Genomic DNA, 12,703 nt, shown 5'->3' with positions numbered 1-12,703 from the left:
GAGCAAGACATTTGTACGTCCCTAAAATTGGACTTTCGGATGGAATTGTGAAGGCGATGTACTATGGGAGGATCTAAACATCCAAATCAAACGTCTTCCGCAATAAATCCAAATTCGGATTAAGTTCATTCAACCGATTAAATTTATCCTGCGGTGTAAAAGCCCGTTTGTTCTCCATTTTTTCATTCACAACCAACTCAATTTCAATATCGTGGTTATGAAGCATGCCTCGTAAATACCCCAATAATTCATTTTTTGTTCGTTCAAATTCCAGTCGCGTTCCTTCGTTAGGCAGCTCATGGGTAATTTTAGTTCCAACTAATACAGGGTCATTGATTAACATAAGGGAATGCATTATCATTTGTCCTTTTTCCTCTAATTTCAAAGCAAATTTGTTCCATTGCAACAACATATCTGTTTCAGTAAAAGGCTCGATTGGATATTGAATTGCTTCTTTGGAAACTAACTTTTGAGCTTCCGCCAGTTCTTTTTTCTGTTTGATACTCGATAAAGAAAATGCAGAAACTTTTGCTTCAGGAGAAAGTGTTTGAACTACCGGTTTTGGTTTTTCTACTGTGTTTTCAATAGTGGTAGGTATTTGTTTTTCTATTTTTACAGTCGGTACGACTTCCACGGAAGTATTGGCTACTTCAATAGCACCTAATTTTCCCAAAAAATGAAAGGGTGGAATTATATAGCCGTTAACTTTTTTTTTTCTCCATCAAAGGTGATGGAGCCTAATTGCAACAAACAAAGTTCGATGAGTAAACGTTGATTTTGGCTGACTTTAAATTTTAAATCGGTATCGTTGGCTAATTCAATTGCTTTCAATAAAAATTCCTGACTGCATTTTTGAGCTTGTTCGCCATACATTTTTTGAGCTTGTTCACCAGCTTCCAATAACGCTAAAGTAGCCGGATTTTTGCAAACCAATAAATCCCTGAAATGCGAAGCTAATCCTTGTATAAAATGATGAGCATCAAACCCACGAGCCAAAATATCATTAAAAGCAATCAATATTTCCGGTAATTTATTTTCTAAAATTAAATTTGTAATATTAATATACGATTCATAATCCAACACATTCAAATTTTCTGTAACAGCTTGGCGTGTCAAATTATTTCCGCAATAGGAAACAACGCGGTCAAAAATCGATAATGCATCACGCATCGCACCATCTGCTTTTTGAGCAATAATGTGTAACGCATCGTCTTCAAATTGAATACCTTGACTTTCGGCAACATACGCCAAATGTTCTTTGGCATCTTTCACTGTAATTCGTTTAAAATCAAAAATCTGACAACGCGATAAAATGGTCGGTATAATTTTGTGTTTTTCAGTAGTAGCCAAAATAAAAATGGCGTGTTTTGGTGGTTCTTCCAACGTTTTCAAAAACGCATTGAAAGCAGCAGAGGAGAGCATGTGCACCTCGTCTATAATATACACCTTATATTGTCCGGTTTGTGGTGGTATGCGAACTTGGTCAATTAAATTCCGAATATCATCCACCGAATTGTTCGATGCCGCATCCAATTCAAACACATTAAACGCAAAATCCTCATTCGGATCGTCATACCCGGGTTGGTTAATTTTACGAGCCAAAATTCTCGCACAGGTTGTTTTTCCCACCCCACGAGGTCCGGTAAAAAGCAAAGCCTGAGCTAAGTGATTGTTTTCGATGGCATTAAGCAACGTGTTCGTAATAGCCTGCTGACCCACCACGTCCATAAACGTCTGGGGTCTGTATTTTCGGGCAGATACTACAAATTGTTCCATCAAAAAAGTTTGGATGACAAATATAAAATTTAATTATCGATTGGCAAGGGAAGGAGGGAAAATTGTCAATTAGTCAATTGATTAACGATTGAAGAATGATGATTGTTGATTTTTGAACTAAGTTAGCTATCATCACTGAGTACAGACAACCGACAACAGAAAACAGACAACCCTTCATTACCCCAACGTTAAATCTTTCAATGTTTTACCCAAAAGTTTTTTATGTAGAAATAAAGTGTACCTTTGCACCCTGAAAAAAAACACTGATGGAATCAATTAGAAACATTGCGATTATTGCCCACGTTGACCACGGAAAAACAACTTTGGTTGACAAAATTATGTATCACTGTCAGCTTTTTCGTGAAAACGAAAATACGGGTGATTTGATTTTAGATAACAACGACTTAGAACGTGAACGTGGAATTACCATCGTTTCTAAAAATGTTTCTGTAGTATATAAAGGCACAAAGATCAACATTATTGACACTCCCGGTCACGCGGATTTTGGGGGAGAAGTAGAACGTGTATTGAATATGGCCGATGGTGTATGTTTGTTGGTCGATGCGTTTGAAGGACCCATGCCGCAAACACGATTTGTATTGCAAAAAGCCATCGATTTAGGTTTAAAACCTTGTGTGGTAATTAATAAAGTAGATAAAGAAAATTGTACTCCAGAAGAAGTACACGAAAAAGTATTCGACTTAATGTTCGAATTAGGTGCTGAAGAATGGCAGTTGGATTTTCCAACGGTTTATGGTTCAGCAAAAAATAATTGGATGTCAGAAGATTGGAAGAATGTAACTGATAACATCGAGCCTCTTTTGGATATGGTCGTAAATAATGTACCGGCTCCAAAAGTTTCTGAAGGAACACCTCAAATGTTGATTACGTCTTTAGATTTCTCTTCTTTCACGGGTCGAATTGCGATTGGACGCCTGGAAAGAGGAACATTAAAGGAAAACATGCCTATTTCTTTGGTAAAAAGAGATGGGAAAGTTATCAAATCCAGAATTAAGGAGCTACATACCTTTGAAGGTTTAGGACGTAAAAAAGTGACTGAAGTTTCAGCCGGCGATATTTGTGCTGTTGTGGGTATTGAAGGTTTTGAAATTGGTGATACAATTGCAGATTTTGAAAATCCGGAAGCTTTGCAAACCATTGCCATCGATGAACCAACGATGAGTATGTTATTTACCATTAACGATTCGCCTTTCTTTGGGAAAGAAGGAAAATTTGTTACTTCTCGTCATATCAAAGATCGTTTGGCTAAGGAATTGGAGAAAAACTTGGCTCTTCGTGTAGCTGATACAGATTCTGCGGATAAATTTATGGTTTTTGGGCGTGGTGTATTACATTTATCTGTATTGATTGAAACAATGCGTAGAGAAGGTTACGAATTACAAATTGGTCAGCCACAAGTAATTATTAAGGAGATAGATGGTGTAAAATGTGAACCAATTGAAGAATTAACAATTGATTTACCGGAACATGTATCCGGAAAAGCAGTAGAGTTTGTTTCGGTAAGAAAAGGGGAGATGTTGAGTATGGAAGGAAAAGGTGAACGAATGATTATCAAATTTAATATTCCTTCTCGTGGTATCATTGGTCTGAGAAATCAACTATTAACAGCTACTGCCGGTGAGGCAATTATGGCTCATCGTTTTATTGGATATGAACCACTTAAAGGTGAAATTGCCGGTCGAATTAACGGTTCATTAATTTCCATGGAAAATGGTAAGGCAATCCCGTATTCAATCAATAAATTACAAGATAGAGGAAAATTCTTTGTTGATCCGAATGAAGATATTTATGAAGGACAGGTAGTAGGTGAAAATTCAAGAGGTGACGATATGACCATTAATATCACAAAAACGAAACAATTAACGAATTTCCGTTCTGCTGGAGCAGATGATAAAACCAAAATCATTCCGGCAATTAAATTTTCTTTGGAAGAAGCATTAGAATACATTCAAAAAGATGAATATGTAGAGGTGACACCAAAATCGTTACGTTTACGTAAAATCTATTTGAATGAAAACGATAGAAAACGTTTTAAAATATAAGTTTCACAATCCCGCTCTGCGGGATTTTTTTATACAATAAATGACTTGCTGACCTTTTAGCATATCTATTTATTGCAAATATATTTTGTAGACAAACACAAAATAGAAGTTTATAGAGATACATGTTTTTTAATAACTTTCCAAAGAAATAGTAAGGCAATACAATTGAAAAATGTATTTTTGTGACAATGGAATTTTCTTCAAAATTATTGGAAAGAGCAGTCAACGAGATGGCACAACTACCCGGAATAGGTAGGCGTACTGCTCTTCGTTTGGTTTTGCACTTACTCAAACAACCCAAAGAGCAAACACAATTTTTATCTGAGTCTTTACAAACAATGCGTGAAGAGGTAAAATATTGCAAAAGTTGCCACAATATTTCTGATGTTCTGCTTTGTGAAATTTGTTCTAACGAAAAAAGAAATCATCAAATTATTTGTGTAGTTGAGGATATTCGTGACGTTATGGCTATTGAAAATACAGGGCAATTTAGAGGGATATACCACGTTCTCGGTGGAAAAATTTCACCAATTGATGGAATTGGACCAAGTCAATTAACGATTGCCTCTTTGGTTGAAAAAGTAAAAGAAGGTAACGTTACCGAAGTTATTTTTGCATTAAGTTCAACGATGGAAGGCGATACAACTAATTTTTATATTTTTAGACAAATTCAACACCTTAATGTTAAAACATCAACCATTGCGAGGGGAATTTCAGTAGGAGACGAATTAGAGTATGCTGACGAAATTACATTGGGAAGAAGTATTCTAAACCGAATTCCGTTTGAAAACACCATGAAGAGCAATTAATTATAAGCAAACTTGTTTTTATTTTCTGATGGAAAAACTATATTTGTCAGCTAAAAATTTTAAAATGAATAAATCCCATCTCATCTATATAATATTACTGGTTCTTTTTACGGTTTCCTGTGTGCCCACTAAAGATTTAAAGTACCTGCAAAGTGGCAATAATCAGAATGATACCTTGATTATGAGTCAACTTGTAAAAAAACCGTACAGAATTCAGAGTAATGATATTTTGGTGATTACTATAAAAACGATTGATGAAACTTTAACAGAAATGTTCAGAGTTTCGAGTGGAAGTCGAAATATTATTAGTGAACAGGTATTATTTTTTGAAGGGTTTAATGTGGATGACCACGGTAATATTCGTATACCCATTTTAGGTGAAGTGGCTGTTTTGGGAAAAACAACAGAGGAAATTAGATTGAATATTGAAAAACGTTTACTGGAAGAATATTTTAATGAAGCCGCTGATTTATTTGTTACTGTTAAATTAGCAGGAATTCGATATACAATTAATGGAGAAATCAAAATTCCGGGGACTAATGTTATATACAATGAACGTGCAACAATAATGGATGCTATTTCAAATTCAGGTGATATTGTAATTACCGGTGACAGAAAGAATGTGATTATTGTTCGTCAATATCCACATGGCGTTGAAATGCATACGATAAACCTTCTTGACAAAAAGGCATTAGAATCACCATTTTACTATTTGCAACCCAATGATTTTATATTAATTAATCCGTTAAAGCAAAAATCTTGGGGAACAGGAACTACCGGTATTCAAACATTGACAACAATTATTTCAGCCTTGTCATTAGTAACCTCTATTATTGTATTATCACGCTTATAAATTAAAAACATGCTTGATACTAAAGATTTTACATTATTTGAAAATCAAATTAAGTTTGACTTAAAAGGTTTTATTATAAAACTGGCCGGATATTGGAAATGGTTCACAGTAAGCTGGATAGTAGCTTTCCTAATTGCTTATAATGTTAACATCCGTAAAGAAAAAATCTATGAACTAGACACAACTATAGCTGTTAAAGAAGAAAGTAACCCTTTTTTTACTTCTAATACCAGTTTGGTTTTTAATTGGGGAGGAACTTCTGATCAGGTGCAAAGTTTAGCATCTACAATAAAATCAAGGTCTCATAATGAAGTTGTTGTTGATAAGTTAGACTTTTATCTGGATTATTTAAAAAAAGGAAAGTATTACATGCGAGATGTTTACGGTGAAGTACCTTTTAAAGTTGAAATCGACAAAAGCAAGCCTCAGTTATTAAGGACATTAATTAGTATTAAGTTTATTTCTGAAAACACTTTTGAACTGAGTGCTTTTTTTGAAGATGAACAAGCTGAAATATTTATTTACAATACAAATTCTTCCTCAAAGAAAGGAGTTAATAGTGGTACATTTACGAAACAATTCAATTTTAATCAAGAAATTAATTTGCCGTTTTTGAATATACGCCTCTTAAAAGATGCGTTTTTAGGTAATTATGTTGGTCAAGAATATTACATTAAATTCAATAAGTTTGACGATGTTGTGACGCGTTACAGAGGAATCAAATCATCCATTGATAAAAATGCACAATCGATTATAAAATTAACACTGGAAGGTACTAATAAAAACCGATTGGTAGTTTATTTGAATGAGACGGTTAAGACAATTATTAAAGCCCAATTGGATCGAAAAAATCAATTTGCTACTAATACAATTGCTTTTATAGATAGTACTTTATTGGCAATGGAAGATAAATTAAAAGATAATGAAAACGAATTAAAAAACTTTACCAAGAATAAGAACTATTATCAAATTAACACAGGGGGAAGTCAAATATCGGCTAAAATTTTAGCATATGAAGTTGAAAAAGACGGTATAAATAGAAAAATTACCTATTACAATTCGTTAAAAAATTACTTAGTAAACAGTGTTGATTTTTCTAAACTTCCTGCTCCTTCTGTTGCCGGAGTTGACGATCCAAATATTGCCCAGAACATTTCTAAAATAATTGATTTGTCTACCGAGAGGGCTCAAAAGCCTTATTTGGTTAAAAACAAAAAAATGTTTAAAGATTTTGATGTTCAGATGGAGGCCTTAAAAAGTGTTTTGTTAGAAAATATTAAGTCTGCCAAAGCATCTTTAGAGTATGATTTATCTGTGGTTAATTCAAAATTAGGTCAAGCAGAAGCTGAAATGAGTCAATTGCCGGCAGATGAACAGGAGATTTTAAAGATTTCCAGAAAATATGATTTGAATAATACAATTTTTACCAGCTTTTTGAGCAAGCGTAACGAAGCAAACATTGTCAAAGCAGCTAATTTAGCGGATGTTCATTTTATTGATCCTGCAAAAGACATTGGTGGAGGTCAAATAGGACCAAACACAAAGGTCAATTATGTGTTGGCTTTCTTTCTCGGTTTGTTTATTCCGTTGATTGCTGTTTTTATCATCTTCTTTTTAGAAAATACAATTTTAAATGCAGAAGACATCAGTAAATTAACCACTATTCCGATCATAGGAATTATTGGTATGAAACAGACCAAATCAAATTTGGCCGTTTTTGAAAAGCAGAAGTCTTCCTTGTCAGAATCGTTTAGAGCAATTCGTTCTTCGCTTCAATTTATGTATAAAAAACAAAAAGTTGAAGGCTCTAAAACATTAATGCTCACCTCTTCGATCAGTGGAGAAGGAAAAACATTTTGTTCGATTAATATTGCCACTGTTTTTGCTTTAAGTGAGAAAAAAACGATTATCGTTGGTTTAGATTTACGTAAACCTAAAATATTTGATGATTTTAAAATCAAGAATGATGTAGGAGTAGTGAATCATTTAATTGGTCAGAAAACATTAGACGAGGTTATTCAAAATACGCACATTCCTTGTTTAGATGTTATTACTTCCGGTCCCGTTCCACCTAATCCTTCCGAATTATTGATAGGCGAAACAATGGATCAATTCATGTCCGAATTGAGAAACAGGTATGATTATATCATTTTAGATACACCTCCTGTTGGATTGGTTGCTGATGCCATTGAATTAGCTCCTTATGCCGATGTAACTTTATATGTTATTCGTCAAAACTATACTAAGAAAGAAATGGTTAATTTGTTGAATAACCGAATTCAACGTGAGGAATTAAAAAATGTAAGTATCGTTTTCAATGGATTTGAAAATAGAGCTAAGTATGGCACAGGTTATGGATATGGATATGGATATGGGTATGGGTACAGTTATATTTATGGTAACTACTCCAATGCTTATGGAGAGGATGAGCGACCTAAGACTTTCTTACAAAAGATTAAGCGAGCAATTAGAAAAGGATAATGAAAAGTTCTAATCAAATGCATACAATTTTAATTACGGGAGGTGCAGGATTTATTGGATCAAACCTTTGTCAGTATTTTTTAGAAAAGGGGTATCAAGTACGTTGTTTAGATAACTTTGCTACCGGACATCGTCGTAATGTTGAGCCCTTTTTGAAGAACCCTAGTTTTAAACTGATAGAGGGTGATATTAGGGATTTGACTACGTGTCATAAGGCGGTAGAAGGAGTAGATTATGTTTTACATCAAGCGGCTTTGGGTTCGGTGCCGAGGTCTATTCATGATCCGATTACGTCTAATGAGGTGAATGTTTCGGGGTTTTTGAATATGCTAGTAGCTAGTAGAGATGCACAAGTGAAACGATTTATTTATGCAGCTAGTTCTTCAACCTATGGTGATTCTGAATCTTTGCCGAAGGTAGAGGAGGTTATCGGTAAACCGCTTTCGCCTTATGCGATTACGAAATATGTGAATGAGTTGTATGCTGAAATTTTCAGTAGAACCTATGGTTTGGAAACCATTGGGTTGCGTTATTTTAATGTGTTTGGCAGACGACAAGACCCCGATGGGGCTTATGCTGCGGTGATTCCTAAGTTTGTGAAATTATTGATGCGGCATGAGCGTCCGGTGATTAATGGGGATGGCCTTTTTTCCAGGGATTTTACCTATATTGACAATGTTGTTCAAATGAATGAATTAGCCATGCTTACACAAAATGCGGAGGCTGTTAATACTGTTTACAATACTGCATATGGTGATAGAACTACGTTGAATCAGATGGTGACTTTGTTAAAGGATTATTTAGCGGATTATGATTCAAAAATTGCATCTGTGGACATTGTTTACGGACCAAACCGTGCGGGCGATATACCGCATTCGTTAGCGAGTGTAGAGAAAGCAAAACGATTACTCCACTACCAACCCCGCTATTCGTTTAGTGAAGGATTAAAAGAGGCGGTTGATTGGTATTGGCATAACTTACAATAAATTTAAATAGCATGAAAATTACAAAAATTTGTTGCATTGGAGCCGGTTACGTAGGGGGACCTACCATGGCAGTGATTGCACAAAAATGTCCGCATATTCAAGTTACTGTTGTTGATTTGAATGAGCAGCGAATCAAGTTATGGAATGATCCGGATGTTAAGAATATACCTATCTATGAGCCCGGTTTAAGTGAAGTAGTTGCAGAGGCAAGGGGTAGAAATTTATTTTTTTCAACCGATGTGGATAAAGCCATTGACGAAGCAGAGATGATTTTTATCTCTGTGAATACTCCCACTAAGACATATGGTTCCGGTAAGGGATTGGCGGCTGATTTAAAATATATTGAGTTGTGTGCCCGTCAAATTGCCCGTGTTTCTAAAACGGACAAAATAGTAGTAGAAAAGTCAACTTTGCCTGTTCGAACAGCAGAAGCAATAAAGAGTATCCTTCACAATACCGGTAACGGAGTAAAATATCAGATTTTATCTAATCCGGAATTTTTGGCAGAGGGTACAGCCGTAGAGGATTTGTTTCAACCGGACAGGGTTTTGATAGGTGGTGAAACTACATCAGAAGGTGAAAAAGCCATTCAAGCATTGGTAGATGTGTATGCCAATTGGGTGCCTAAAGAACGGATTTTGACCACCAATGTATGGTCTTCGGAGTTATCCAAATTAGTGGCGAATGCTTATTTGGCTCAACGCGTATCTTCTATTAATTCTATTTCGGAGTTATGTGAAAAAACAGGTGCTGATGTGAATGAAGTAGCTAAAGCTATTGGAATGGACAGCCGAATTGGTCCTAAGTTTTTGAAAGCTTCTGTAGGTTTTGGTGGTTCTTGTTTTCAAAAGGATATCCTGAACTTAGTTTATATTGCTAAGTCATACGGTTTACATGAAGTAGCCGACTATTGGGAACAAGTGATTATTATGAATGATCACCAAAAGAACCGATTTGCTAAGAATATTGTTACCACCTTATATAATACGGTAGCTGATAAAAAAATTGCTTTTTTGGGCTGGGCCTTTAAAAAAGATACTAATGATACCCGGGAGTCGGCAGCGATTTATGTGGCGGATAATTTATTGTTTGAACAAGCCAACATTATTGTTTTTGATCCTAAGGTGAGTTACCCTCAAATTTTGTCTGATTTGAATTATTTGGGAACCCGAACAGAAGCAGAAAATAAAGAGCGTATTACAGTGGCTGCTGATCCGTATGAAGCTTGTAAAGGAGCTCATGCCATTGCGGTACTGACGGAGTGGGATGAATTTAAAACATATGATTGGGAAAAAATTTATGCTCAGATGAACAAACCCGCTTTTGTGTTTGACGGCAGAAATTTATTAGATAAAGAAGCATTAACCCGCATAGGGTTTAAATACCAAGCAATTGGTTCATAAATTGGTAAGAAATTGAATATTAGAATAGCAGTAATTGGTTTGGGATATGTAGGCTTGCCTTTGGCAAGGCTGTTTGCCACTAAATATCCTGTTGTTGGTTTTGATATTAATCAACAACGTGTAAGAGAACTCAATGAAGGATTGGACACAACCTTGGAGGTGTCTGAAGACTTGTTGCAATCGGTTTTAAAACCTTCTGCTTCCGGACAAAACGGGTTGTATTGTTCTACAAATTTGGCTGATATTCAAGACTGTAACTACTATATTGTAACGGTACCAACTCCCGTTGATAAGAACAACCGACCCGATTTGACACCGTTGTATAAATCGAGTGAAACGGTTGGGAAAGTTTTGAAAAAAGGGGATATAGTGATTTATGAATCAACTGTTTATCCTGGGGTAACGGAAGAAGAATGTGTACCGGTATTGGAAAAAATAAGTGGATTGCGATTCAATGTTGATTTTTTTGCAGGTTATTCTCCGGAACGAATTAATCCGGGTGATAAAGAACATACCGTTGAAAAGATATTGAAAGTTACCGCCGGTTCTACACCTGAGATAGGTAAAAAAGTGGATGATTTATATCAATCCGTTATTACGGCCGGAACTCATTTGGCTCCCACCATTAAAGTGGCTGAAGCGGCCAAAGTAATTGAAAATTCGCAACGCGATATCAATATTGCTTTTGTGAATGAATTGGCAAAGATTTTCAACATGTTGGCTATTGATACGCAAGCTGTTTTGGCTGCTGCCGGAACAAAATGGAATTTTTTACCTTTTAAACCGGGATTGGTAGGAGGTCATTGTATTGGTGTTGACCCGTATTATTTGGCCCAAAAAGCTCAGGAGGCGGGCTATCATCCGGAAATTATTTTGGCAGGGAGAAGGTTGAATGATAGTATGGGTGAGTATGTTGCTTCGCAAGTTGTGAAGTTGATGATTAAAAAAGGAATAACCATTAACTCGGCTAAGGTATTGGTATTGGGAATTACTTTTAAAGAAAATTGTCCGGATGTTCGCAATACCAAAATTGTAGATGTGATTCATGCTTTGACCGATTATGGCATCGACGTAACGATTTATGACCCATGGGCCAGTGCCGCAGAGGTGCAACATGAATACAATTTAGCGTTACAACATGAATTGATGGATGAGCAATTTGACGGCATTGTTTTAGGGGTAGCTCACAATGAATTTTTATCGCTCGATTTTAAGCAACTTAAGAAAAAAACAGCCGTTGTTTATGATGTGAAAGGTATTTTGACGGATGGTGTTGATGGGAAGCTGTAGTCTGTTGTCTGTAGTCTGTTGTCTGTTGTATGTTGTCTGTTGTCTGTTGTCGGTTTTTGGTTGGGAGGATAGAATAAAGAATAAAGAATTTAGTGTTGTTTTAAAGTAGTAATTTTATTGTTTGATGAGAAAAATTTTAATTACCGGAGGAGCTGGGTTTATTGGGTCGCATGTGGTGAGGCGTTTTGTTACGCGGTATCCGCAGTATCAAATTTTTAATTTGGATGCGTTGACCTATGCCGGTAATTTAGAAAACATTAAGGATATTGAACAAGCACCTAACTACACTTTTATTAAAGGTGATATTACTGATGCCACTTTTATAGCTGCTCTTTTTCAACAACATCAGTTTGACGGTGTTATTCATTTGGCTGCTGAGTCGCATGTGGATCGTTCTATCACCGATCCGATGGCCTTTGTAAAAACCAACGTTATGGGCACCGTGCATTTGTTGAATGCTGCCCGAGCGATATGGAAAGACCAAATGGAAGGGAAACGATTTTATCATATTTCAACCGATGAGGTGTATGGCACTTTGGGTGCAACCGGTTTGTTTACCGAAACTACTCCGTATGCCCCTAATTCGCCTTATTCGGCCTCTAAAGCGGCTTCTGATCACTTTGTACGGGCGTATGGTGAAACGTATGGTTTGCCTTTTGTACTGAGTAATTGTTCGAACAATTATGGCCCTAATCATTTTCCTGAAAAGTTAATTCCGTTGTTCATCAACAATATTATTCACCACAAACCTTTACCTGTTTACGGTGACGGAAATTATACGCGTGATTGGTTGTATGTTATTGACCATGCGATTGCGATTGACTTGGTTTTTCATGCGGGTAAGCATCACGAAACCTATAATATTGGCGGTTTTAACGAATGGAAAAACATCGACTTGGTTCGGTTGTTGTGTGAAAAGATGGATGTAAAATTACATCGTGAACCGGGCACTTCTGCCCAATTGATTACTTTTGTAAAGGATCGTCCGGGGCATGATTTGCGGTATGCCATTGATGCCTCTAAAATAAATAGTGAATTGGGA

The 12,703-nt window shown here is 36.0% G+C and carries 10 protein-coding genes; 8 read left to right on the top strand and 2 right to left on the bottom strand.

Features of this window, described 5'->3' with window-relative positions; all coding sequences use genetic code 11:
• Window positions 1–73: 73 nt before the first annotated feature.
• On the bottom strand, window positions 74–673 hold the full coding sequence (locus R2782_RS12400) for a DNA polymerase III subunit gamma/tau (protein WP_371268573.1): 600 nt from the start codon (window positions 671–673) through the stop codon (window positions 74–76).
• A gap of 17 nt (window positions 674–690) precedes the next feature.
• The gene (dnaX, locus tag R2782_RS12395) at window positions 691–1,776 is read right to left on the bottom strand and encodes a DNA polymerase III subunit gamma/tau (RefSeq protein WP_371268572.1); all 1,086 of its coding nucleotides are present in this window, start codon (window positions 1,774–1,776) and stop codon (window positions 691–693) included.
• A 266-nt stretch (window positions 1,777–2,042) separates the two neighbouring features.
• Here dnaX and typA point away from each other — a divergent pair, with 266 nt between their 5' ends.
• The 8 genes from typA to rfbB form a co-directional block, all read left to right on the top strand.
• Window positions 2,043–3,839, top strand: a complete 1,797-nt coding sequence (gene typA, locus R2782_RS12390) for a translational GTPase TypA (protein WP_371268571.1) — start codon at window positions 2,043–2,045, stop codon at window positions 3,837–3,839.
• Window positions 3,840–4,027: 188 nt separating this feature from the next.
• A complete protein-coding gene (recR, locus tag R2782_RS12385; protein ID WP_371268570.1) occupies window positions 4,028–4,648 on the top strand; it encodes a recombination mediator RecR in 621 nt (206 codons plus the stop codon).
• 64 nt (window positions 4,649–4,712) lie between these two features.
• The gene (locus tag R2782_RS12380; protein ID WP_371268569.1) at window positions 4,713–5,501 is read left to right on the top strand and encodes a polysaccharide biosynthesis/export family protein; all 789 of its coding nucleotides are present in this window, start codon (window positions 4,713–4,715) and stop codon (window positions 5,499–5,501) included.
• A 9-nt stretch (window positions 5,502–5,510) separates the two neighbouring features.
• Window positions 5,511–7,982 (top strand): polysaccharide biosynthesis tyrosine autokinase, encoded by a 2,472-nt coding sequence (locus R2782_RS12375; RefSeq protein WP_371268568.1) that lies wholly within the window; start codon window positions 5,511–5,513, stop codon window positions 7,980–7,982.
• 17 nt (window positions 7,983–7,999) lie between these two features.
• A complete protein-coding gene (locus R2782_RS12370; protein WP_371268567.1) occupies window positions 8,000–8,968 on the top strand; it encodes an SDR family oxidoreductase in 969 nt (322 codons plus the stop codon).
• 11 nt (window positions 8,969–8,979) lie between these two features.
• Window positions 8,980–10,371 carry a UDP-glucose 6-dehydrogenase gene (locus R2782_RS12365; protein ID WP_371268566.1) on the top strand — a complete coding sequence of 464 codons (1,392 nt, stop codon included), beginning with the start codon at window positions 8,980–8,982 and terminating at the stop codon, window positions 10,369–10,371.
• Between the two features lie 12 nt (window positions 10,372–10,383).
• Window positions 10,384–11,661, top strand: coding sequence for a nucleotide sugar dehydrogenase (locus R2782_RS12360; RefSeq protein WP_371268565.1), 1,278 nt, complete (start codon window positions 10,384–10,386; stop codon window positions 11,659–11,661).
• Between the two features lie 124 nt (window positions 11,662–11,785).
• The coding region (gene rfbB, locus R2782_RS12355) for a dTDP-glucose 4,6-dehydratase (protein WP_371268564.1) at window positions 11,786–12,703 on the top strand (918 nt) is incomplete at its 3' end.

The sequence above is a fragment of the Flavobacterium sp. genome, from assembly GCF_041392085.1.
In the GTDB taxonomy this organism is placed as follows: Bacteria; Bacteroidota; Bacteroidia; order Flavobacteriales; family Flavobacteriaceae; genus Flavobacterium.
The sequence above is the reverse complement of the archived record's forward strand: the minus strand, read 5'-3'. Positions and strand labels throughout refer to the sequence as shown.